General features: G+C 45.1%; 26 protein-coding genes. 15 read left to right on the top strand and 11 right to left on the bottom strand.

What is annotated here, in order from left to right:
• Positions 1–32 precede the first annotated feature (32 nt).
• The 3 genes from L6I86_RS16775 to L6I86_RS16785 all read right to left on the bottom strand — a co-directional run bounded on the left by L6I86_RS16775 (position 33) and on the right by L6I86_RS16785 (position 2408).
• Entirely contained in the window at positions 33–1109 is a 1077-nt protein-coding gene (locus tag L6I86_RS16775; RefSeq protein ID WP_236288887.1) for a sugar ABC transporter substrate-binding protein, read from the bottom strand.
• A 161-nt stretch (positions 1110–1270) separates the two neighbouring features.
• Positions 1271–1921 (bottom strand): ribonuclease H, encoded by a 651-nt coding sequence (gene rnhA / locus L6I86_RS16780; protein ID WP_236288889.1) that lies wholly within the window; start codon positions 1919–1921, stop codon positions 1271–1273.
• Between the two features lies 1 nt (position 1922).
• Complete coding sequence (locus L6I86_RS16785) at positions 1923–2408, bottom strand: hypothetical protein (RefSeq protein WP_236288891.1); 486 nt, start codon at positions 2406–2408, stop codon at positions 1923–1925.
• A 168-nt stretch (positions 2409–2576) separates the two neighbouring features.
• Between L6I86_RS16785 and L6I86_RS16790 the strand changes: the two genes are divergently transcribed.
• The gene (locus L6I86_RS16790; protein WP_236288893.1) at positions 2577–2831 is read left to right on the top strand and encodes an alpha/beta-type small acid-soluble spore protein; all 255 of its coding nucleotides are present in this window, start codon (positions 2577–2579) and stop codon (positions 2829–2831) included.
• 77 nt (positions 2832–2908) lie between these two features.
• Here the strand turns inward: L6I86_RS16790 and L6I86_RS16795 are convergent, their stop codons facing one another.
• Entirely contained in the window at positions 2909–3904 is a 996-nt protein-coding gene (locus L6I86_RS16795; RefSeq protein ID WP_236288895.1) for an ABC transporter substrate-binding protein, read from the bottom strand.
• Positions 3905–4090: 186 nt separating this feature from the next.
• On the opposite strand from L6I86_RS16795, the gene L6I86_RS16800 reads away from it, so the two are divergent.
• The 3 genes from L6I86_RS16800 to L6I86_RS16810 are packed head-to-tail and all read left to right on the top strand — an operon-like array spanning position 4091 to position 7022.
• Positions 4091–5113, top strand: coding sequence for a FecCD family ABC transporter permease (locus L6I86_RS16800; protein ID WP_236288897.1), 1023 nt, complete (start codon positions 4091–4093; stop codon positions 5111–5113).
• Positions 5110–6159, top strand: a complete 1050-nt coding sequence (locus L6I86_RS16805; protein WP_236288899.1) for a FecCD family ABC transporter permease — start codon at positions 5110–5112, stop codon at positions 6157–6159. Before L6I86_RS16800 ends, L6I86_RS16805 begins: the two co-directional genes overlap by 4 nt.
• A 32-nt stretch (positions 6160–6191) precedes the next feature.
• A complete protein-coding gene (locus L6I86_RS16810) occupies positions 6192–7022 on the top strand; it encodes an ABC transporter ATP-binding protein (protein ID WP_420851903.1) in 831 nt (276 codons plus the stop codon).
• A 33-nt stretch (positions 7023–7055) separates the two neighbouring features.
• Here the strand turns inward: L6I86_RS16810 and L6I86_RS16815 are convergent, their stop codons facing one another.
• The gene (locus L6I86_RS16815) at positions 7056–7418 is read right to left on the bottom strand and encodes an O-methyltransferase (protein ID WP_338113418.1); all 363 of its coding nucleotides are present in this window, start codon (positions 7416–7418) and stop codon (positions 7056–7058) included.
• A 289-nt stretch (positions 7419–7707) separates the two neighbouring features.
• Between L6I86_RS16815 and L6I86_RS16820 the strand changes: the two genes are divergently transcribed.
• Entirely contained in the window at positions 7708–8967 is a 1260-nt protein-coding gene (locus L6I86_RS16820; RefSeq protein ID WP_236288903.1) for a methyl-accepting chemotaxis protein, read from the top strand.
• 58 nt (positions 8968–9025) lie between these two features.
• Here L6I86_RS16820 and L6I86_RS16825 read toward each other — a convergent pair whose 3' ends face one another.
• Complete coding sequence (locus tag L6I86_RS16825) at positions 9026–10843, bottom strand: M3 family oligoendopeptidase (RefSeq protein WP_236288904.1); 1818 nt, start codon at positions 10841–10843, stop codon at positions 9026–9028.
• Positions 10844–10990: 147 nt separating this feature from the next.
• Here L6I86_RS16825 and L6I86_RS16830 point away from each other — a divergent pair, with 147 nt between their 5' ends.
• Genes L6I86_RS16830 through L6I86_RS16840 form a run of 3 tightly spaced genes read left to right on the top strand, consistent with a single transcriptional unit; the run spans position 10991 to position 12541 of the window.
• Positions 10991–11155, top strand: a complete 165-nt coding sequence (locus tag L6I86_RS16830) for a YycC family protein (RefSeq protein ID WP_068668182.1) — start codon at positions 10991–10993, stop codon at positions 11153–11155.
• Positions 11156–11158: 3 nt separating this feature from the next.
• Complete coding sequence (locus L6I86_RS16835) at positions 11159–11404, top strand: hypothetical protein (RefSeq protein WP_082595376.1); 246 nt, start codon at positions 11159–11161, stop codon at positions 11402–11404.
• Between the two features lie 27 nt (positions 11405–11431).
• Positions 11432–12541 (top strand): diguanylate cyclase, encoded by a 1110-nt coding sequence (locus L6I86_RS16840; RefSeq protein WP_236288906.1) that lies wholly within the window; start codon positions 11432–11434, stop codon positions 12539–12541.
• 68 nt (positions 12542–12609) lie between these two features.
• Here L6I86_RS16840 and L6I86_RS16845 read toward each other — a convergent pair whose 3' ends face one another.
• The 3 genes from L6I86_RS16845 to L6I86_RS16855 are packed head-to-tail and all read right to left on the bottom strand — an operon-like array spanning position 12610 to position 14001.
• Complete coding sequence (locus tag L6I86_RS16845; RefSeq protein ID WP_236288908.1) at positions 12610–13311, bottom strand: DUF2225 domain-containing protein; 702 nt, start codon at positions 13309–13311, stop codon at positions 12610–12612.
• Positions 13312–13359: 48 nt separating this feature from the next.
• Positions 13360–13752 carry a globin domain-containing protein gene (locus tag L6I86_RS16850; RefSeq protein ID WP_236288910.1) on the bottom strand — a complete coding sequence of 131 codons (393 nt, stop codon included), beginning with the start codon at positions 13750–13752 and terminating at the stop codon, positions 13360–13362.
• Between the two features lie 24 nt (positions 13753–13776).
• Positions 13777–14001: a hypothetical protein gene (locus tag L6I86_RS16855; RefSeq protein WP_236288912.1), complete on the bottom strand. Its 225-nt coding sequence runs from the start codon at positions 13999–14001 to the stop codon at positions 13777–13779.
• Between the two features lie 84 nt (positions 14002–14085).
• Here L6I86_RS16855 and ylbJ point away from each other — a divergent pair, with 84 nt between their 5' ends.
• The 4 genes from ylbJ (at position 14086) to L6I86_RS16875 (ending at position 19753) form a co-directional block, all read left to right on the top strand.
• Entirely contained in the window at positions 14086–15324 is a 1239-nt protein-coding gene (gene ylbJ, locus L6I86_RS16860) for a sporulation integral membrane protein YlbJ (protein WP_236288914.1), read from the top strand.
• Positions 15311–17920: an alpha-glucan family phosphorylase gene (gene glgP, locus L6I86_RS16865; protein ID WP_236288917.1), complete on the top strand. Its 2610-nt coding sequence runs from the start codon at positions 15311–15313 to the stop codon at positions 17918–17920. The genes ylbJ and glgP overlap by 14 nt, the downstream gene beginning before the upstream one ends.
• Before the next feature lie 306 nt (positions 17921–18226).
• Complete coding sequence (locus L6I86_RS16870; protein ID WP_236288919.1) at positions 18227–18898, top strand: PilZ domain-containing protein; 672 nt, start codon at positions 18227–18229, stop codon at positions 18896–18898.
• A 42-nt stretch (positions 18899–18940) separates the two neighbouring features.
• A complete protein-coding gene (locus L6I86_RS16875; protein WP_236288921.1) occupies positions 18941–19753 on the top strand; it encodes an NAD kinase in 813 nt (270 codons plus the stop codon).
• Positions 19754–19836: 83 nt separating this feature from the next.
• On the opposite strand, the gene L6I86_RS16880 is transcribed toward L6I86_RS16875, so the two are convergent.
• Together L6I86_RS16880 and lipA are read right to left on the bottom strand one after the other, a co-directional pair.
• Positions 19837–20157 carry a YutD family protein gene (locus L6I86_RS16880; RefSeq protein WP_056613316.1) on the bottom strand — a complete coding sequence of 107 codons (321 nt, stop codon included), beginning with the start codon at positions 20155–20157 and terminating at the stop codon, positions 19837–19839.
• 47 nt (positions 20158–20204) lie between these two features.
• Complete coding sequence (gene lipA / locus L6I86_RS16885) at positions 20205–21152, bottom strand: lipoyl synthase (RefSeq protein ID WP_173118014.1); 948 nt, start codon at positions 21150–21152, stop codon at positions 20205–20207.
• 85 nt (positions 21153–21237) lie between these two features.
• Here lipA and larE point away from each other — a divergent pair, with 85 nt between their 5' ends.
• Genes larE through larC form a run of 3 tightly spaced genes read left to right on the top strand, consistent with a single transcriptional unit; the run spans position 21238 to position 23858 of the window.
• Positions 21238–22086, top strand: coding sequence for an ATP-dependent sacrificial sulfur transferase LarE (larE, locus tag L6I86_RS16890; protein ID WP_056613311.1), 849 nt, complete (start codon positions 21238–21240; stop codon positions 22084–22086).
• Positions 22083–22856: a nickel pincer cofactor biosynthesis protein LarB gene (gene larB / locus L6I86_RS16895; RefSeq protein WP_236288923.1), complete on the top strand. Its 774-nt coding sequence runs from the start codon at positions 22083–22085 to the stop codon at positions 22854–22856. Before larE ends, larB begins: the two co-directional genes overlap by 4 nt.
• Positions 22857–22865: 9 nt before the next feature.
• Positions 22866–23858: a nickel pincer cofactor biosynthesis protein LarC gene (gene larC, locus L6I86_RS16900; RefSeq protein ID WP_236288925.1), complete on the top strand. Its 993-nt coding sequence runs from the start codon at positions 22866–22868 to the stop codon at positions 23856–23858.
• The last annotated feature ends 11 nt before the right edge of the window (positions 23859–23869 follow it).

Genomic DNA, 23869 nt, shown 5'->3' on the forward strand with positions numbered 1-23869 from the left:
CGCAAAGTAGCGATGGGACTGCATAGAAAACCTTATTTTTTTTCTGCTGCTTTCATCCAGTCCGTATAGCCTTGTTGGCTTCCGCCCCATCCTTTTACGTACTCGCTAAGTTGTGTAGTATTGATTTGTTTGTCTTTAGGCAGTTGGTCTCTGGATACATATACAGGCTCCAAAACCACTTTCTCAGGCGTTTGATCGCCATGCAGCTTTTGATACAAATAACGAACTTGTACACGACCGATATCTTTTGGATCTACGGCTGAAGAAGCTACCCAAGGGCTTTTCGGATCTTGCAAAAGCTGTAGATCTTCGTCACTTAAGTCGATACCGTAAACTTTAATTTCGGTACGTCCTGCTTGTTGAATGGCTCGGGAAGCGCCTTTTGCGAACTCATCCCATGCCGCCCAAACCGCTGTAATATCACCTTTGTTCGGGTACTTTTTCAAAATCGCTTCCATTTGTGTTTGTGTATCTAATGCCGGATCTTTCGCTGTTCCGAAAGCGGCTACTTCTTTGATATCCGGATATTTCTTTTGGAAAGCTTGGTAAGCCAGTTGTCTGCGCTCCATTGGTGCGAAGCCAGCTACCCATACTTTAACGATATTCCCTTTGCCACCAGCATCTTTAGCAAGTTGCTCCAGCGTGGCATCCGCCATTTTTTGATCGCCTTGCTCCAGGGATGTTACATTAGGAACTGTTAGGATCGAGTCAAAGCTTACAACAGGAATTTTCTTCTCTACCGCTTTCTTCACACCAGCTTCAAGTGCTTCTGCTGTACCATGATCGATAAGAATTCCATCGAATTTTTGGTTAATCGCAGCATCTAAATTAGAAGCCATTTTCGCCAAATCTGTATCTGCTACGAAAACCGTAACCTTGCCGCCAAGTTTTTCAACTTGCTCTTTCACACCTTCAACATATTGTGAAGAAAACGTTCCTGTATTGAATTGCATAACAAGGGCAATTTTCTTACCTGATAAGTTCGATGCACTTGCACTTGCAGCAGGAGTTGCTGTTTCACTTGCACTATTTTTTTGTCCGCAAGCTGAAAGCACACTTCCTACTAATGCTAAACTAATGAAAACGTTAAGTAATTTGGTTCTTTTCATGAATTTCCCTCCCGATCATACTCTCTATTTCCCACTGAATCTATCGGATTATTATGCCGAGTCATCTACTAGGAATTTAGATTATAGTAGCATTAGAGGGAACTTCCGTCAATATAATTCTGTACCGTTTCGACAATATTCTACAAGAGGATTGCGTTTACTTACTTCCTCCCAAAATCCGCCTTGATCTCGCCCCATTTTTTCGTGTCCCACTTGACGATCTTATTGGTATACGTATTCGTATGCAGCCATTTCAACGCGCGATCCACCAAGGTCCATATTTCCGCGGTTGATGCATCTCGTACCAAATTAGTCGATACTTCTTTCTTCCGAATCCAACTTAGTGCAGTAACCGAATCGGTATATATGGTTTGTTTGCTTCCTTTTTTCTGCAGGTAAGCCAATCCATGGACAATGGCTAGAAACTCCCCTAGATTATTCGTCCCCTTCGAAATCGGTCCTTGATAGAATATAATTTCACCAGTCCGCGTATCCACACCTTTGTACTCCACGATTCCTGGATTTCCGGAACAGCCAACGTCCACAGAAATACTATCATAATCTACCTCAGGCGCTGACTCAGGTGTTGCCGACTTTTTAGCAGCTCCTTGAGCTCCTCCAGTCCCTTTAGCCGCAAAATTAAGTGACTTCTGCCATCCCTTCTCAAGTGCTTGACGCGCTTCACCTTCGGTTTCATAAGACTTGAACTTCGCTTGTGGATAGCCATTCGTTTGCGCTTGGCATTCAGCCCATGAACGATACACACCTGGCTTGTGCCCAACCCAAACCACATAAAATTTCGATGCAGCCATATTATTCACTCCGTAATGTTAGTTGTAATTGCTCTACCAGCTCTTTGACGACCTTCACCGTATTCTGAAAATAAGGACGGTAATCCAAATCGGCGATAAATTGCAGATATGTTTCGGCTATGTCTACAATCTGTTCGCGATATTCGCGAATCGGGATGACATGCGTCTCCAGCTCGCGATATGTACCGTTTGTTCGCTCTTCCACAGAAGAGAGTTCGAGCTGCTCCCCGGGCAAATGCCGAACAACGAATGAGAAACCTCTGCACTCTGGGTCACCGCATCCGCATACGAAAAACGGCATCTGCTCCCACTGATCGGCAGGGGCGAAGCGGTTCGGTGCTGTATCATGCAGCGCACTATATAACAAAGCAGGAAGACCAACATCAATGCACAGAGGTTCTTCAATAATTAGACTATCATCCACAGACATATGAACATCCGCTTGAATAATTTGTAAATCTTTATCTAAGGACCAACCCTTAATCACAAGTTCAAACATGTTTTCTCCCCGCTTTCCCGATGTCCCATTTTCTATTATAACAAAGTCGAAACATTCCTGCTTTTACGCTTTTATAAAAAGGATTAAATTCCCAAAAAAAGTATGAGTAATATTTACAAAACTGTTCATACTACCTATTACTGGAGGTGATATCAGATGGCTACAGGACAATCTCGCAGCAGTAACAACAATAGCAACAGTAACTCCCTACTAGTACCACAAGCATCATCAGCCCTAGACCAATTGAAGTATGAAGTTGCTCAAGAATTGGGCATTCAAATTCCTCAAGATGGCTACTATGGTTACATGACGTCTTATGACACAGGATCTATCGGGGGCAGCATCACTCGTCGTCTCGTTCAAATTGCTGAGCAACAACTTGCGGGTACAAGCAACAATTTCAGCAGATAATTTCGTGAACCAAAATACTTAAGCAACAAAAGGGCCTTCTTCCGGGTAGATACTCGGAGAAAGCCCTTTTTTTCAACCTATTTAATGTCGTAGATTTTGTACAAATCATCCAACATGATGTTTGCTGATCGAACGCCGCCGCCAGTATTCCAAGTAGCATCGTTAACTTTGATGACTTTGTTATCTTTCACCACTTTAAGGTTTTTCCAAAGCGGATCATTCATCCACTCTTGCTCTTGTTTATTCCCTTTGCCATCACCGATTTCATACGTAAAGTAGAAAACACGATCCGCAGCGTCCAGCTCAGTCAAACGTTCTTTGGTAATGTCTTCGAACGACTTCTCATCACTCTTAGCATCCGAACGAGCGAAGCCAAGTTGTTTGAAAACAACCCCAGAGAACATGTCACCGTAGTAATATCTCGATTTACCACCCATAAACCGGACAACAGCCACTTTTTCTTTTAACTTGTCGCCTGCTTTTGATTTGAAATCTTCAATACGTTTATCGTAATCCCCGATTACTTTGGCGCCTTCGGCTTTCTTATTCAAGGCATCTGCATACAGGTTGAAGTTATTTTTCCATTCGCCACGCAGTGTTTCTGCGAAAACGGTTGGCGCAATAGCTTTCAATTGCTCGTATACTTTCTCTTGGCGAAGCTTATTACCAATAATTAAATCAGGTTTCAGTGATGCTATGACTTCCAAGTTCGGCTGTCCTTCTACACCTACTGTTGTAACACCTTGCATATCCGCTTTGAAATGTTCAAACCATGGATTACCATAGAAGGATTCAACAGCTCCAACCGGCTTAATTCCTAGAGCAAGTAAAGCTTCCGTTCCTTCATTCGTTAAAATGACAACACGTTTAGGGTTAGCAGGTACTGCTGTTTCTCCCATAGCGTGTTTAATTGTGCGAGGAGCATCTGATTTCGCTGATTCTTGCGGAGCTGCAGTGGCAGACGACTTCGTTTCTGCTTTCTCTCCACATGCGGTTACGATCATACTAAAAACAAAGAGACATGCAACAAGAGCCCACGCTCTTCCTAACGTGCGGCGTTTTTGATTAAACATAATAATTGTGTTCCCCCTAGTTGTGCTTTTTTTATGATAACGATTCTCACTACCTTGCACATAATACTAGATTTTGACCTAATCTGTCAACATTTTTGATAATGATTCTCATATTCATTGACTTCAATTACCGTTGACTTTAAAATATATGAAGCAAGAAGGGTAGGAAGGAAGAGGGTAACCACCGTGCATACACCAACAACAGAACGTCTCTCTCATATTTATAAAAGTATAGGGTTACTAGCAGCCGTTTGTATTCTACTTGTACTCATACTTAGCAGTGTCCGATTTGGCCTCAAAACGTATTCTTGGGATCAAATCATGACTTCTTTTAATCCTTCTGACAAACCAACGAATGAATCGATTATTATTCAAACTGTGCGAATTCCTAGAGCTTTAATTGCCGCGCTCGTTGGTGGCAGTTTGGCCGTTGCTGGTGCACTTATGCAAGCAATGACTCGAAATCCACTCGCTTCGCCGAGTATATTCGGAATTAATTCTGGGGCTGCATTTGCTATTGTTGTAGCTGTTAGCTTTTTCAACATATCCAGCCTAACGCAATTTACATGGGTTGCTTTTTTGGGTGCTGCCGTGAGTGCTACATTGGTCTATGGGCTTGGATCGCTAGGACGCGACGGCTTGACACCCATGAAAATTACACTTGCAGGCGCTGCGATGACGGCTTTTTTCGCTTCACTCACACAAGGAATATTGCTAGGTAATGGCAAAGCCTTCGAACAAGTACTTTACTGGCTTGTAGGTTCTGTAGAAGGGCGTACAATGGCTATGCTGCAATCCGTGTTTCCATATATGTTGCTCGCTTGGATCGGAGCTATTCTGCTATCCCCCCACATCAATGTCTTATCCATGGGTGATGATATTGCCAAAGGATTAGGGCAACAAACGGTGTACATAAAACTAATTACTGCACTCCTTATTATTATTCTTGCTGGCGGATCTGTGGCTGTTGCAGGCCCAATTGTGTTCGTCGGCCTCATGATACCTCATATCGTCCGCTTTCTTATCGGAATTGACTACCGATGGGTCATTCCTTATTGCGCTGTTCTTGGAGGTATTCTGTTGGTAAGCGCGGATATCGGAGCTCGCTTTATCATTATGCCGAAGGAAGTCCATGTCGGTGTGATGACCGCTATCCTTGGCGTTCCTTTCTTTATCTACATCGCGCGTAAAGGAGGACTCCTAAAATGAGTACTTCTAAGCGAGATATTACGATTCGAAGCAAAAGTTACTCTTTTTTAATAAGCAAAAAAGCCGTTATCGTCACACTATCTCTATTCCTAGCGGTCATCCTCATGATGATTATAAGCACAGGCGTCGGCAGTATTACGATTAAACCATTGAATGTCGTAAAGGCCGTTTTCGGCTATGGAACAGACTCAAGTACGATGATCGTTCGCTCATTGCGTTTGCCTCGTGTTATTGTAGCCGTTCTTATCGGCGCATCTTTAGGTGTGGCTGGGGCTATTCTACAAGGGATCGTTCGCAACCCGCTCACTTCACCAGATACGATTGGAACAACAGGCGGTGCAACGCTAGGCGCTGTTTCTTTCTTCTTCTTTTTCTCAGATAAACTCAGCATTCATTGGCTGCCGGTCGCAGCGATCCTAGGTGCATTCCTTGCAACTTTGCTGGTATATTTGTTTTCTTGGAAAAATGGCATTACACCGCTGCGACTTGTCCTTATTGGGACAGGGCTCACAGCTGCAATGAGCGCAGTATCCTATCTTATGATGCTAACGGGTCCTATCGTACTCGCCCAACAATCACTAACTTTTATGACTGGCAGTATCTATGGTGTATCTTGGGCCAAAGCCGTTTACCCCTTGCTTCCCTGGGTGGCTGTGCTGATACCCGTCATCTTCTTCTACGCGCGGCACATTACCATCCAGTCCCTAGGAGAAGATATTGCACAGAGTGTTGGAAGCCATGTACAGCGTCAACGTTTTCTGTTAATTATGCTTAGTGTTGCCTTGGCTGGAGCTGCTGTCGCCTTTGGCGGTGCGATAAGCTTCATTGGGCTCATGGCTCCACACATTTCACGTAAACTTGTTGGTCCTAGCTTCGGCTCCTTGATTCCTGTTTCTGCTCTCACAGGCTCGCTACTGTTGCTGATGGCAGACCTATGTGGTCGTTTCCTGTTCAAGCCACTCGATATCCCAGCAGGTGTATTCACAGCAGCCATTGGCGCACCTATTTTCATCTACGTCCTATATCGCAGTAGGAATCGGGGATAAACCCCATGTCTACGAAAAAGGAGAACGAGCTTATGACAACCTCAGACCAAGCACTCGAAGCACAATCGCTTCAATTGACATATGGTGATACAACGATTTTCCAAAGTTTAAATGTGCAAATCCCTAAGGGTAAAATCACTGTATTTATCGGCAGTAACGGTTGTGGAAAATCCACACTGCTACGCTCACTTGCTCGACTTATGAAACCAACCTCAGGCAGTATTCTATTGGACGGACATGAGATTGCGAAGCTCTCAACCAAAGAGATCGCACGTCGAATGGCGATCTTGCCCCAAGGGCCAACGGCTCCAGAAGGCCTCACCGTCAGACAACTTGTTAAACAAGGGCGCTACCCATATCAAAGTTGGCTGCAGCAATGGAGTCAAGAGGATGAAAACAAGGTCATGAAGGCACTCGATCTTACCGATATGCTAGAGGTTGCCGATCGAACTGTGGATTCACTCTCTGGCGGACAACGCCAGCGCGCATGGATCGCGATGACTTTAGCGCAAGACACACCTACATTACTCCTTGATGAACCGACCACGTATCTCGATCTTACCCATCAGATTGAAGTGTTGGACTTATTATTCGAACTGAATGAGAGAGAACAGCGCACAATTGTCATGGTTCTGCATGACATTAATCTTGCTTGTCGCTACGCGGACCACATTGTCAGCATCAAGAAAGGCTCCATTTATGCGGAAGGCAAGCCAGAGGACATCGTCAATGCACCTTTGTTGCGTGAAGTGTTTGGGATGGATTGTCAGGTAACAACTGACCCTATCTTCGGGACACCAATGTGCATTCCATATGGCAAAGGTCGTATATTGTTAACGAAAGAACCCCAATCACAATTGTGATCGGGGTTCTTTCGTTAGGATTAGGAATAAGTGCTAAATCGTACGTGCGTATGTAGCCATATTATAATTACTTTCGAACATGATGCTAATTGAAATAACATTCTTTCTTACCGTAAAGTCAAACATAATTTCCCCATGCGTCCAGCTCTTCTTACGCTTAAGTGACTCGATTGCCATTTGACGAAACGTTTGGAATTGTATTTCTGTTAACCCTGCGCTAACAGCTGCAGGCAATACACCCTCTGAGCTTTCAAACGGCAAATGTTTTATACCAAATTTGCCAATCTCATTGTTGCGAATTTGCACAAACACTGTGCCTGAGTTCACATGAGAAAGCTCATCTTTAATCTTACGAAATACCATATCGATTTGTCTCGCGAGTGTAAACTGTTCCAATTTTATAATACTCCTCCTTAAATTACGTATATTTACTAATTATGTTAATTCTGTGACTGTAGACCTATTATACCCAGACAATTTACATAATTCAACAGTTTATTTCCAATATTTGAATAATTCACTATATTCTTTATATTCACTTAATGTAATTTCCAAATTTCTTGTAAATACCGAACGATTGGTGTCGAAAAACTGTAGAATGTTTCCATGTTCGGTGATATAATTTTCAAATACACCTATTATTTTTCTCCATAAGTAAACAAATTTTGCAGAGGAGTCGATCGGATTGGAACAAATCTCATCCTTATCGTTTAGAAAGAAACTACAACTTGGTTGTTTTGCACTAATTGGTTTAAACTCGCTTTTCATGTTAATTGTAACTTTCGCCTCAGACTGGAACCGCTTACTTGGCATTATTTTCCTGATTATTATCCTAGCTGGAAGCTTTCCTTTCATCCGTTGGTTTGAAGGTCAGCTTACGGAACCAATCGATGGCATCTCCCGGATTGCCCTTAACATTTCCAAAGGGGACTTCTCTCAAAAAGTTGCCATCACGTCTGATGATTCACTCGGTCAACTAGGCCAATCCTTTAATAAAATGATTGACAAGCTCCGCGATATTTTACGCGATACAGGATCTATTTCGAAGCAGGTTTTCCAGACAAGCCGTGATATCTATGTGAAGAATGAAAGCTTTCGTACTGTTCTTGAGCAAGTGAGTATTTCGGCCCATGAACTGGCTGCAGGTGCGGGACAAATCTCCGAGGAGATTTCTGGCGTATCCATCACTTCCAAAGATATTGAAGTGAAAATCGTCAATTATGCTGGATCTGCCCAAGAAATGAAGCACCGTTCGGATCTTATGATGACCCTCGTAGAAAAAGGACGCACATCGGTTGAAAGCCAAGGCGTCGGCATGAAACGAAATGTAGAAGTAACTAGACAGGTTTCAGATACGATTGATATGCTTGCTCGCCAAGCCGCTGGTATTACGAGCGTTACGCGCTCCATTTCCGAGATTGCTGAGCAAACGAACCTATTGTCCCTCAACGCATCCATTGAAGCTGCTAGAGCTGGTGAACATGGCCGAGGCTTCGCTGTCGTAGCGCAAGAAGTACGTAAGCTTGCTGAAGAATCCACTTCCCTCACACGTGAAGTATTCGGCTTCGTTAAGAGCATTGAGCAAGGCATTCAAGATGCGATTCGCAGCATTCAAGTCAATGAAGATGTCGTTAAGAAACAAACAGTCTTAATCGATCAAACCGAAATTGTATTCGCTGAGATTGTTGGCAGTGTCGGCTTCATTTCAGAGGAAATTACACGCTTCGCAGAAGAAAGTGAAAGCATGCTTCAAAGCTCTGGACAAATCGCAGCAGCGATGGAAAATATTTCTGCCATCACCGAAGAGTCCGCGGCGGGTACGCAAGAAGTGTCTGCTTCCATGAATGAGCAAATTTCAACTGTACAGGGCATCGTAACGCAAGCGGAAGAAATGACGCGGGTTGTGACCCAGTTGCAGCAAACTATTCAAATCTTTAAGCTTTAATACATAAAAGAACAGCCCCTCAGAGACCTTCTCTGAGGGGCTGTTTAATTGTTCTAACCTACACACGTACCTTCGATTCCGTTAGCTCCATGAACTGCTTCACATCTTGTGCTGCCATATCGACAGCACTTTGCCAGAAATCCGGCTCCGTGAGATCCACGCCTAAGTGCTTCTGCGCTAGTTCCTCTACGTTCATGCTTCCAGTATCTCGAAGCAAAGAAATGTACTTGTCTTCGAAAGTTGCGCCTTCCTGCACAGCTCTTGCGTAAATACCAGCACTGAACATGTACCCGAACGTATAGGGGAAATTGTAGAATGGAACGTCTGTCGCATAGAAGTGCAGTTTAGCTGCCCAGAAATGCGGATGGTAGCTGCTCAAGGCATCCTTGTAAGCAAGCTTTTGCGCATCGACCATCAGCTCATTAAGGCGTTCTACACTTACTAAGCCTTGACTGCGTTCAGCATAGAAGTTCGTTTCAAAAATAAACCGTGCATGAATGTTCATGAAGAACGCGATAGCCCGCTGGATTTTATCCTCGAGCAACACGATACGCTCCTCATCGGTCGATGCACTCTTCACGACCGCATCTGCTACGATCATTTCAGCGAAAGTAGAAGCTGTTTCAGCTACATTCATCGCATATTCCTGCGCGAGCGCCGGCATATCCGTCATCACATGCTGGTGGTAACCATGCCCTAGCTCATGAGCGAGCGTAGAGACGTTATTTAGCGTTCCTCCGTACGTCATGAAGATACGTGTCTCACCTGCTAGCGGGAATGAGGTACAGAAGCCGCCAGGACGTTTGCCAGGGCGATCCTCCGCTTCGATCCAGCGCTTCTCGAAAGCTTCCTCAGAGAAGGCAGCCAGCTTCGGACTAAAGCGTTTGAATTGATCAATAATCAGACTCGCACCCTCGTCGTAGGAAATCTTCTTGGATGAATCGCCAAGCGGCGCATCCACATCAACCCACGCCAGCTTGTCAACGCCTAGAAGCTTCGCTTTTCGATTCAGATACTCCACGAAAAGTCCCTTATTGCGGTCAATTACGTCCCACATCACGTTCAAGGTCTTTTCTTCCATGCGGTTGATTGCTAGCGGTTCTTTATGTATGCTTTTCCAGCCTCTTGCCTTATAAACCTGAAGACGGAAGCCAGCCAAGTGATTTAATGCTTCTGCACAGTATTCTTCTTTATCCGTCCATGCTTGTTCCCATTTATCAAATAAGTCTAGACGTTCTTCCCGATTCTCGGTATGCAGCTTATTAAAAGCTTGACCTGCGGATAGTTCTACCTGCTTCCCGTCAACTTCAACAGCCATGCTGAATTGACCTACGGTCGAATTATACAAATCGCTCCACCCATGATAGCCGTCAACAGCCAAATCATTAATTAAAGCTTCTTGCTCAGGCGGGAGCTTCTCCTTCGCCAGTGCGCGACGTTCATCGAGAGAAAAGGCGATGGCTTGAAAAGGCTCTTGTTGCAACACGGCTGCCCAAACCTGATCTGGCACCCCTGTCAGAATCTGATCAAAATGAGTAAGGGAAGATAAATGCTCCGCATATAAGCTTTTGACTTGTCCGCTTAACACGGGTGCTTTCTTATCCTTCTGATTGTCGGCTTGCAAACAGCCTACGAATGAATCTGCCTCGTGAATATGCATCACATTATGCTGAAGCAATTCAATCAATTGTGCCAGTGACGAGGTATCCTCTACGCTTTGCGGAGAAGCTTTACGACGTACTTGCTCTTGAAAAGATGCAATGGACTCCTGAAGCTTCTTCAGGTGTGCAGCGAATGCAGGAGAATCACTTCCTCCAGGGAAAAATGTTTCAAGATTCCATGTTTGATTAAGAGGTAATGTTAACAATGCGATCACCTTTCCTTTCCACTTTTAATTAAATCATATCCACCAGACATTCGCCAACTATCCGCATCTTCCTCATTGCTTCTCTTCAAAAAGTATGATTCAATTATGTATAGTTCCTTCGAACTAAATCGGAACAGGATGGGTGATTTCTATAATATGAAACCGTTACAAATTTCTCCTGAAACAGCTGTTAAGTTAGCGGAGCAGCTTAAAGTACCTTTAGAACATCTCATGCATATGCCACAACATATTCTTCTTCAGAAATTAGCAGAGCTCGCGAAAAGCACATCGTCAGACACGAGCGAATCGGAATCGAAGTAGCCCTTGATACCTTTTGCTAACACCTGGCCTTACGACATCATCATGAAGGACATTTATGTGGCCCAATGTCCGTTCTGTCTAAGCTCAAATGTCTTGCTGCCGCTCAAAATTCATGAGCTCGAGTCCATACACGAGGGTAAAAAGAAACTGCTTGTCTTCCCTTGTTGTCATAACAAGTTGACGCTTGTGGATACAGATCGCGATTATTTACTAGCGGACACCGCGGTACGAAATAAACATAATTCGTAGTTCATTGCAAGGAGCAAACGAACCTTTATGAATGAGTACCTCATTCCTTTGACAAGCGCATGTACATTAGTGACTTTAAATTATTTAGCCTTGAAAGTTCATAGCAAGATGTTAATTGATTCGCACGAACATCTATTCGCCTCCTTGCTAACAGGGTTAGCCAGCATCATCATGATGCTGGTTCCACTTCCTGAGACATTCGGCTTAATCGATCTACGCTCGTTACCCATCTTCATGGCCGGATTGCGATACGGATTACCTGTTGCCCTCTTCTCGACCCTATTGCCTGCTGGTACTAGTATAATCTCACAAGAAAATCAAGCCTGGTTCATCATCGCACAAGACCTCATTGCCCCAGCCTTCATTAGCTCCTTTTTCCATAACAAAGAATACCGTAATGGCTTCTTGGACATACCTATTCGACTCGCTCTACAAATATGTGGTTTCGTTTTCATTATGCGTATACTTACCCACAGCTTACTGGAACGCAGCTTATCTTGGTCATATACCCTTGATCAATTGTTCATGTTTGCCATTACGTCCGCCACCCTCTTCATGATCATCATTATGGTGAATGACGAGAACAACAATTGGCGACTGCAACGCAAACTTGAAATGCAAGCGAATCAAGATGGTTTAACCAAGCTGCCCAACTTAAGAAGTTTTATGCCTATCGCTCAGAGTACCTTACATAAGCGTAAAGTATCTATCATGATGATTGATCTCGATAATTTCAAGCTGTATAACGATCGATTCGGACATTTAGAAGGCGATCAGTTACTCCAAGAAGTAAGTTCTGTTCTTCGTCATTTGATTCATGAGCAAGATTACCTGGCGAGGTATGGGGGAGAGGAATTTATTCTGCTCTGTACGGAAACAGATCCTGCTCGAGTCCTTAGCTACGGCCAAACCTTATGTACCTCCATAGCGGAATTATTTCTCTACAAAAAAAACGGCTTGGAAGCGGCTCCCATCTCTATTTCTATCGGGATCTCAACAGCTGAATCCCCACACATGGATCTTAAGACACTGATCTCGGAAGCCGATCACGCCCTCTATCAATCCAAGCATACTGGCAAAAACCGTCCCACACTATTCAAGCAGCCACAGGGAATCGCACAAAAAATGAACGCTTAACCATCCGGTTAGATACCGTGTCATGGCTAAGCGTTCAATTTATTTTTTCTTGCAGATTTATAGTGCATTTACGTAGCTTGTTTCATCTCATCCGGCAGTTCTAAACGCATAGCAAGCATATCTTCTCGCGTTGTCACCCATTGTTCGCGACTAGCCCTAATCATCCCGGCATCCATAATCTTACGATCATTAATAATCCGTGAAAACCATTTCACCGCATCGGTAAAACGTTTTAATCTCCGGTTCAACTCGCCCATTAGATACATGAGCTTCGCGTTATTTATATCCATACCTTCAGTTTCGAAGACATTCACATACGCATCTAGTGCAAATGAGAGGAAACGTTCTTCTTGCTCCCAGTCCCCTTTAACCCGGTAAAGCCAAGCCAAATGATGCAATAATCCAGCAATCACGCGTGACTTCTCGTTTTTGATTTGCGCACTTAGAAGTGCTAGCTTAAAGCACTGAAGGGAATCTTCCCACGTTCTCTCCCTGCAATAATCGCGCATCGACCAGTTCTGAGCTACTTTTTCATGGAATACAGCTCGTTCTCCCGCAGTCCATTTATCCGAGAAGTTCTCCGTATGTGCGTACCCGCAGAAAGGACAGATACGTACAACGTAGTAATTGGGATTAACATCCTTATAGTGAAGGCAGAAATCTGAATCAGATTTACTTGCTTTCTTGAAGCTAGGTCGAACCTTCTTCGACTTAAACGTATTGGTACAGTAGGTGCATGTCACTGATATCTCATATAAGGGTTCGACCACTTGAAATCCCGCCTTTTTCCCTAATTAATATGGTTTAGGAAGAATGGACTAGTCTTCCTCAGGTGTGTTGATGAAATGATAGGCAGAACCTCTAAGCCGCTCTATGAGAAAATCCTGTAAATCATCCGGCATGCCTATGTCAGCCATCGCTTCTGTCATACAAGCTAACCATGCATCCGCACGCTCTCTTGTAATCGGAAAAGGCATATGCCTAGCTCGCATCATCGGATGACCGTGGTGATCGGAGTACAAGGTTGGGCCACCGAAAAATTGGGTTAGAAACAACGTCTGTTTCTCTATAACTGGGTCTATGTTAGCAGGAAAAAGCGGCGAAAGTAACGGGTGCTGCTGTACTTTCGGATAGAAGGCCTCTACCAAACGACTTACCGTCTCCGCCCCCCCCATTAACTCAAATATGGTTCTGTTTTTGCTCTCTGACATACCAAGAAACCTCGCAATTCGTATTCAATAGTTCTCTAAATCCTCGTCCCCTGCGCGCATGAGCGTTTCTCGAATGACAAACACGAACATGCAGACTACCAATCCGGCAATGACACCTGTCATTTGAATCACTCCCGCTGTATAGGATTTAAGTTTTACTAGTTCTATTTTACCATAAAAATAAGGACTGAACAGTCCCAAGAACCAAAATAAACGACCATACAGTCCTACTTGGACATAGGTGCTCATCTACCTACTATTTCATGAAATTCGGGACGGCATGTATGTCCAAGCTTATTCATATAGTTGAATAAGAGGAGGTATCTACCGACTATGCCGAAACAAAACTTCACCCCAGCCTTGCTTATGTCATTCGTTATTATAGGCATCATTGTATGCTTGGTTCTATTCCCGCATGACGGTTTTCAAGCCGCTTTACGCGGCGTTTCCATTTGGTGGGATGTGCTCTTCCCAGCCCTGTTCCCCTTCTTCGTTATCTCCGAAATTATGCTCGGCTTCGGGATCGTTCATTTCTTCGGTACACTGCTTGATCCGATGATGCGCCCCGTCTTCCGTATCCCTGGGATTGGCGGATTCGTAATGGCAATGGGTTTTGCCGCTGGATATCCCGTAGCGGCTAAGTTAACTGCTCAGCTCTGGGAACAGAAGCTGGTTAACCGGGAAGAAGGCGAACGACTTGTTGCCTTCACAACGAGCTCGGATCCAATATTTCTAATCGGTGCTGTGTCGATTGGCTTTTTCCATGACGCCACATTAGCATTTATTTTGGCCATTGCCCACTATGGAGGCTCGTTCATGATTGGCCTCATCATGCGTTTTCACGGCCGGAAAGCCTTACCAACTCCTGGACAGCCTAGGGAGAGTGGCCCTATATGGAAACAAGCCTTCGAGACCATGCATAACGCGAGAATACGAGATGGAAGATCTTTAGGTATTTTATTAAGCGAATCCATTCTCCACTCCCTCCGTTTAATGTTCGTTGTAGGTGGACTTGTGGTCTTCTTCTCAGTCGTTCTAGAGGTGCTTACCTCTGCCCAGGTTATGAATGTGTTCTATTTGTTGATTACATCCGTCTTATCCATCACAGGGTTACCTCACGAGCTCTCACAAGCCGTCATGAATGGGTTATTCGAAGTCACACTCGGCGCAAAAGCTGCAGGAAGTGCCCCCGCTTCGATGGCCCTTTCCAGTAAAGTCGCGATAGGCGCCTTCATCCTCTCCTGGGCCGGCATGTCCGTGCATGCTCAAATTGTCAGCTTATTAAGTCATACCAACATGCGATATCTTCCGTTCCTTTTCGCTCGCCTCCTTCATGGCATTCTCTCTGCTGCTATTGTTCTCCTGATTTGGGAGCCTATGCAGCGATTTCGAAGTCCCCAGGCTGTATTCTTGCCGCACTATGAGGCGAATTCACCCGTTTTGAGCTATCTAAAGCTTATTTTCCCGATAAGTGCGATGGTCTTTGTTGGTGCTTTTGCTGTCATCATGAGTCTCTTCCTCGCATATTCCTTACTTAGACTGGTGTATGAAAAGGTTGGTGGAACAAGATAATATGGGTAACTACGATGATGTTTATAAAGGGAGAGAATATTCAGATATGATAGCAGCCGACCCCCAAGAGGCGAAAGGTTTACCGCAGGCGATTGAGCGACTTCGCGAGCTAGCTTTTAATTTATGGTTCAGTTGGAATCATGATGCGCTGCAGCTTTTTGAAAGCATGGACCCTGGCCGTTGGAAAGCCCTCGGTCACAATCCCGTTCGATTACTTCACGAGCTAGAAGATCCCCAGCTTGAAGCATTAAGCCAGAACACTGATTTTGTCGAGCGTTATCGCCAAGTCATGCTAAGATTTGATACGTATATGAACGAACCTGGTTGGTATTCAACTAACTATGCCGCCGAAGCTAGTGTGCAAATTGCTTATTTCTCTGCTGAGTTTGGTTTTCATGAATCGCTTCCGATTTATTCAGGCGGGCTCGGCATTCTTGCCGGTGATCATATCAAATCTTCCAGTGACCTTGGATTACCGCTTGCAGGCGTGGGCCTACTCTATAAAAAAGGATATTTCACTCAGAAGATTGATGCTAGCGGCAGTCAACAGAGTGAATTATTCCCCTATGATTTTGAGCAATTACCGATTCGTCCGGTACTTCAGAATGACCAGCAGCTCACGGTCTCGCTTGATATCTCTGGTCGCACGATCACCGTCTTGGTTTGGGCTGCTAAGGTAGGACGCAATCTCGTCTTTTTGCTGGATACTGACCACGAAGCCAATAATGACACAGATAAAGCATTGACCGCGCAGCTGTATGGCGGCAATCAAGATATGCGGATCGCCCAGGAAATGGTGCTGGGAATCGGTGGTGTCAAAGTACTCCGTGCACTCGGTATTTACCCGAATGTGTACCACATTAATGAAGGTCATGCGGCTTTCCTGACGTTAGAACGGTTGAAGGAACTGCTTCACTTGGGCCTCCCTTTTCATGTTGCTGTAGAGACCGTGCGCTCCGCTACCGTGTTCACGACACATACACCTGTTCCAGCAGGTCATGATACGTTCTCCGTCGGGATGGTGGAACACTATCTCGGTCACCTTTTCAGTGAGCTGCCTAAGCATAAACAAAGCATTATTTCATTAGGGCTTGACCATAAGTCCGGTCAATTCAATATGACACACCTGGCGATGAATACAGCGGGACTGCGCAATGGCGTCAGCAAGCTGCATGGGCAGGTTTCACGCGAAATGTTCAAGGAATTCCATGGTCATATCGATGCCAGTGAGGTGCCGATCAGTTCTATCACGAACGGTGTTCACTTAGATACGTGGACCGCCCCTGCTTGGAAGGAACTCTTCGATCGATTCCTCCCTGGCACATGGCGAGCAGAGCAGTCTAACGAGCATCAATGGGCACAAATCGAGGTTATTCCCGATGAATCCATTTGGAAGGTCCATCAGCATTTGAAAGAAGATTTAGTACGTTATGCTCGCAATAGTCTGATGGAGCAACGTAAACGTAACGGGGAATCCGAAGAACGGATTGAAGAGGTTCGACACTATTTAAATCCTAAAGCCCTTACAATTGGGTTCGCCAGACGCTTCGCTACCTACAAACGGGCCAATCTAATTTTCAATGATTTGTATCGCCTCAAGAAATTAATCAACAACCCTGAGAGACCCGTGCAGTTTATATTTGCGGGTAAAGCCCACCCTGCTGATTACCCTGGCCAAGATCTCATCCGAGAAATTTACCGAATCTCTCAGTTAAAAGAATTTCTCGGTAAAGTCGTTATTCTCGAGAATTATGATATCAACATGGCTCGCTATCTCGTTCAAGGTGTCGACGTATGGCTAAACAACCCTCGTAGACCCCTTGAGGCTAGCGGAACCAGCGGCCAGAAAGCTGCCATGAACGGCGTTCTTAATTTCAGTGTGCTGGATGGTTGGTGGGAGGAAGGCTACAACGGTATGAATGGTTGGGCTATCGGATCTGCGGGAGCCGCGGACTGGGCTGCACAGGAGAAAGAAAATACGAAAGCAATTTATCACCTTTTGGAGAATGAGATTATCCCTCTTTACTACAATCAGGGTGAGATTCCTCATCAATGGATTGGACGTATGAAGCGGTCCGTTCAATCGCTCAGTCCCGTCTATAACACGCACCGAATGGTGCAGGACTACACGAATCTTTCGTATGTACCAACAGCCAAACGCGCTCGTCTTTTTGTCGCGGACAATTATGATGTGGCTACCAAAGTTGCCGATTACAAGCAGTTCATCCGCAGCAATTGGCATCAAGTAAGAATCATGAATATTGATGATCATGCCGACAAATCGACTTCGGACGTCCCTTTAGACGAGATTCCCCCATCAACAAAAGAGATCACGGCGCAAATCCATTTCGGCCCTATTTGGCCGCAGGATACAGCAGTAGAAGTCATTTATTATGCAGAAAATGGCGAAACGTGGGAACAGAAAATTATCCTCATGGCTCCTATTGGGGAACTTATTGAGCAATCGCAGCGCTTCCAAGCTACCATTCCTTCCCATCTTGTTCATGGGCCTCACTTCTCGATTCGTGTGCGTCCGATTTCAACCAACTTTGCGCATTCGTTTGAACTCTCCCTCGTTACGAGCACCTTGTCTTAATAATGAGAAAACTTCTATCGAAGCCATTCAATGATGAGCGACCGCTATTCTCCCCCTCAAAGTGACGCTAACCTTCGAAGCAAATTCCGGTTACTTTGTGGGGACCCCAGGAGAGGTAAGTTTTATCGCCAATAGGAAAGCGGTTTTCGGTATCGAAAACTTAATTTCCTATGTGGTAAAATCGGTTAACCTCAGCTAAAGCCCCGTTTGGGGCTTTTCTTATTGACTTAGATAAATTATGATGAGAAGAGAATTTACAGGATGTAAAGGCAGATGTGAATGTAAATCTAACGACTTGGTGATGCTATGGATTGGAATAAGGTACTAGAATTGGCTTCCTTTTCGCCAAATCAGGATTGTCATATTATCATTGTTGGTGAAAGTAAAGATGGACAACCTTTCTGTTTTGAAGATAACTTTACTATCGACAAAATAAGTGAAGATTCGATAACCGTATGTCTTGAACAATTGGGTGTTTACCCCTTCGACAAGCTCGACCATGTTTCTTTCGTTGAATTTTCCTTCAAAGATGGTGCCATTTTATATTACGCTTATGTCGATTTGATGGGGCTTGAACTCAAAAAAACGATCTGTTCCCTGACCTTATCTCTTCCTGAGGAAGTCTTTCAACATCAAAACCGCAGACATCCTCGTGCTAAGCTTACATTGCGCACACCGATTACACTGCGTGTCGCTGGCATACGAAGCTTATCTGCTCAGAAGGGTGTCGCTTTTACCGGACAACTCCTCGATATCAGTGTTGGCGGGTTATCCTTTGTCACATCCAACCGACTTTTCTTTCCATTGATTCTGGAGTTCAGCTTCATTCTCCCGAATGTCTCTCAGCCTATGACTGTCTATGGTGAAATTATAAGAGTTACGTATTTCAGCAACGACAGCTATCGGGTTGCCGCAGAATTTCGGCATACGCCTGACTCCATTCTCCAAGAGATTGATGCCTTCTGCTCCAATTATTAAGTCAATAATTCTACGATACGAAAACTCTTAGGAGGAACAAGATTGAAATATAACGTCATTGAACGAGGCGATGACATCTCCAAGGGGCTGACTGAACGCTTCCACGCTCTCGCCGCTAAGCAAGGCATGCCAAGGGATGAAGATCATCCCGATATCGTCCTGTCCATTGGCGGAGATGGTACAATGCTCCAAGCCTTTCATAAATATGTGGACAAGTTAGATCATATCGCATTCGTTGGGATCCATACGGGGCATCTTGGCTTTTTTGCAGATTGGAAGCCTGACGAATTAGATCATCTAGCTTCTTTAATGTTTAGTGTCACAACACCAGCGGAGTTGCAAGTCGTTCGCTACCCCGTTGTCGAAATCGAAATTACGACGGACAAAGGTGTTGAAACACATCTCGCACTTAACGAGTTTACGATTCGTGGGATCGAAGTTTCACTTGTCGCAAGACTTCACGTGAACGATGAAATGTTTGAAATGTTTCGTGGTGACGGTATCTGCATATCTTCTCCTGCAGGCAGTACTGCTTACAACAAGAGCTTGGGTGGCGCCATGGTCCATCCATCACTTGAAGCTATTCAAATTGCCGAGATCGCATCGATTAACAATCGCGTGTATCGAACACTGGGTTCATCGATGATTTTACCGAAGCATCACCACTGTGACATATATCCAAAAGCACAACAGAATATGCTCTTGTCACTGGACCACTTATATATGCAGCGTGCCGATGTTGTTTCCATTCGTTGCCGAGTTGCTTCCAATGTGAAAGTAAAGTTCGCACGTTTCCGTCCGTTTCCTTTCTGGAATCGTGTCCGCGAGGCCTTCGTTGGCCTTGAAGTAAAATAAGCTTTAAACATATGTAAGAGAAAAACGCCATCTGCTCTCCACACTTGTTGGAGTTCAGATGGCGTTATTTGGTTCATACTGATTTAAACCGTTGTTGAACTAATAACTTCAGACGGTATTTGTTGTTTAGGTGCATTTACTTTCTCGATAATAAAGTAAGCACAGCCGAAGTTGCAGTACTCATTCAAGTAATCTTGAAGAGCTGCGATGGAGGACTCTTTGGTCGCTTTTGGGTGGATTTCTTTAAAAAAACCTCTCAGTCGTAATTGACTATATCCCCAATCGCCCACAATATAATCGTACCGCTCCAACACTTCGCTGAAGCGTTCTTTGAACACTTCGAAATTCCAACCATTTTTGTGGTCGGTAACAAGCTCGTATGTTTTATTCGCAATATGAATCATGGTGGTAGGAAGCTCTCCTTTCTATGATCCGTTCATTGAATCGAATTCTAAACGCTTGATGCTGCTTTCACCTGTTCATGTGCATGATAGGAACTGCGAACCAGCGGGCCCGACTCCACGTGCTTAAAGCCACGTTTCATGCCCTCTTCCTTCAACATAGCAAACTGTTCAGGTGTGTAATACTTAGAAACAGATAAGTGCGTCGTAGACGGCTGCAGATATTGACCGATCGTCATAATATCACAATCCACTTCACGCAGATCTTCCATCGTTTGTAGCAGCTCGTCCCACTCTTCCCCTACACCAATCATGACACTGGATTTCGTTGGAATGTTCGGGGCTATCCGTTTAGAACGTTGCAACAACTCAAGTGATCGACGGTATTTCGCTTTGGAACGGACGCGATCTGACATCCGCTCAACCGTTTCCATATTGTGATTCAGAATATCTGGCTTTGCCTCAAGCACGGTAGCTAGTGATTCTTCTCGACCTAGGAAGTCAGGAATCAACACCTCAACTGTGCACATTGGCAATTTACGACGGATCGCTTTGATCGTCTCTGCGAAAATCATGGCACCGCCATCTGTTAAATCATCGCGTGCCACCGAAGTAACAACACAATGACGAAGCCCCATTTGTAGCGCTGCATCTGCAACACGTTCCGGTTCTTCCAAATCAAGCTCAGTTGGGAGACCTGTTTTAACTGCACAAAAGCGACAAGCACGCGTACAAATATCACCTAATATCATAAAAGTCGCTGTCCGATTCGCCCAGCATTCATGAATGTTCGGACACTTGGCTTCTTCACAAACTGTATGCAACGTCTTGGAACGCATCATGGATTTAATTTCTTTGAAATTCTCATCGGTCTTAAGATTGATCTTTAACCAGTCTGGTTTTCTCTCTAATACTTTTCTAGGCACTGTAATTCCCGCCTTTTTATTTGGTTTCTCAATGATGTTATTATAACATGAATGACTGACAAAACAATCCACTTTGGGGTTCAGTTGTGATACACTTGTTTAGATGGACCAAAACAGCTCAGCTTACTACATAAAGGCTGTATGGGAGGAAAGAAACATGAGCATAACTGAAGTGACTCGCGAGAAGGATCGCAAGCTTGGTGAAATTTTAAGAAACATGGGCCGTGTCATCGTCGCCTTCTCCGGAGGGGTTGACAGTACATTCGTCCTCAAACGTGCTCAGCAAGAGCTTGGTGACCAAGTCCTTGCCGTAACCGCAGCATCTGAAACGTTTCCCACGAGGGAGTTCGATGCCGCTGCACAACTAGCTGAACAATTTGGCGTTCGCTTGCACAAAACAGAGGTAAAGGAATTGGAGAACGCGAATTTCGTTGCTAATAATCCTGATCGTTGTTACCACTGCAAGACGGGGCTTTATTCCCATTTACAAGACATCGCGAAGGAACTGGGCTATCCGTTTCTCTTGGATGGTTCCAATGTCGATGACCTAGGCGACTATAGACCAGGACTACAAGCGAAGAATGAGCAAGGCGTCCGCAGTACGCTGCAAGAAGCCGGCTTAACCAAAGACGAGATCCGAGCGCTTTCCAAAGAGCTTGGGCTGAGCACATGGAACAAACCTTCCTTTGCCTGCTTATCCTCTCGTATACCGTATGGTACGCAAATCGAGAAATGGAAGATTGACCAATTGGATGAAGGCGAATATTTCCTTTCCCAACTAGGTCTCTATCAAGTACGAGTGCGTCATCACGAGAAGATTGCTCGCATCGAAGTCATGCCAGACGAGATTCACAAAGTCGTTGAACATCGCGATGCGATCTATGAGAAATTCAGCAAGCTTGGCTTTACGTATGTCACATTAGATTTGCAAGGCTACCGCACAGGCAGTATGAATGAAGTGCTATCTCAAGAAACGAAAGATAAGGTGAAAGAAGCTTCCTTATGATGGACTTAGAGAAGATCCTAAAACTCGTCCAGACCGGCGATCTGGACATCGACGAAGCCAAGAAGCAAATCATCAAGGAAGGCGGGTCAGGTCCCGCCAATCTTGATCTTGGATTTGCGCAGCTCGACATCGATCGCGAGAAGCGTACAGGCTTCCCCGAGGTCATTTTCGGGGAAGGCAAGACGCCCGAGCAGATCGAGGCCATTTTCCGGCGGCTGATGGAGCATACCGACCGTGTGCTCGCCACACGCGTCGACGCGGCCAAAGCCGCCTATGTAGTAGCCAACGTGGAAGGTGTCACCTACCACGAAACCGCACGGGCGCTCACCTGGTTTAAGCGCCCGCTGCTCAAAGTCCACGACGGCTATATCGCTGTCGTGTGTGCTGGCACCTCAGACCTCCCCGTGGCGGAGGAGGCGGCCCTTACTGCAGAATGCCTAGGCAGCCACGTTGAACGTGTGTTCGACGTGGGCGTCGCTGGCATTCACCGGCTCTTCCGCCGGCTCGAGCTCATTCGCGGCGCGAACGCGATTGTGGTAGTTGCCGGCATGGAGGGCGCACTCGCCAGCGTCATGGGCGGGCTTGTCTCTAAACCCATCGTCGCTGTGCCGACGAGTATTGGGTACGGTGCGAACCTTGCCGGGATCGCTCCGTTACTGTCCATGCTCAATAGCTGCTCGCCGGGTATCTCTGTCGTTAACATCGACAATGGGTTTGGCGCTGGTTATTATGCAGGACTCATTAACAAAAATATGTCGAAACGAGCGTGAATTACAACCATGCGCATTTTATATTTGGACTGCTTCTCTGGAATTAGCGGCGATATGACCCTTGGCGCTTTGGTTGATGCGGGAGCAGATCGAGCTTATATTGAAGATGAGCTTTCCAAAATTAAACTAGAGCCCTACACCTTGGAATGGAAGCGTGTTGTGAAACGGGGCATTTCTGCCCTTAAGCTGGATGTCATACTCGATCCGGAACATCCTCCAAAGAAACACAGACATTATTCAGAAATCGTCGATGCCATTCAAAAAGCAGAATACAATGAGCGCGTTACCGCACTAAGCTTGGCAATTTTCGAAAAAATCGCAATTGCCGAAGCTAAGATTCACGGGACCCCTATTGAAAAAGTACATTTTCATGAAGTCGGTGCCATTGATTCTATCGTTGACATCGTGGGTGTTGCATTAGCCATCGACTCGTTGCAAATCGAGCGTATTTTCTCGTCTCCAGTGCCACTAGGATCCGGTACCATACATATCGATCACGGTATTTATCCTGTACCCGCTCCTGCCACATTGGAGATGATGAGAGGCTTACCTATCGCTTCAACTCCTTATAGTTTAGAAATGACAACCCCAACTGGAGCCGGTATAATTTCAGGAATTGTTGATGAGTTCTCCAAAAGTTTCCCGCCCATGGTAGTTGATCATATTGGCTATGGTGCAGGCACTAGAGACTTGCCAAAGCAACCCAATGTGCTGCGCGTTGTAGTTGGTAGAATTGATCCGTTTATTGGTAAATGGCAAGTGAGTCATGAGCATCTAGCGCATGATCATAGTCATGAACATACACATACGCATGACGACCATCACCACCATCATGATCATACGCATACACACGATGACCATCACCACCATCATGATCATACGCATACACACGATGATCATTCACACAGCCATGATCATAAACACGATCACGATCATCATCATCATGATCACTCACATACTCACACGCATCATGGCGATGCCACACCTGGCACCCCACAATAGTATTAGACATG

The organism is Paenibacillus allorhizoplanae (assembly GCF_927798215.1).
Classification (GTDB): domain Bacteria; phylum Bacillota; class Bacilli; order Paenibacillales; family NBRC-103111; genus Paenibacillus_E; species Paenibacillus_E allorhizoplanae.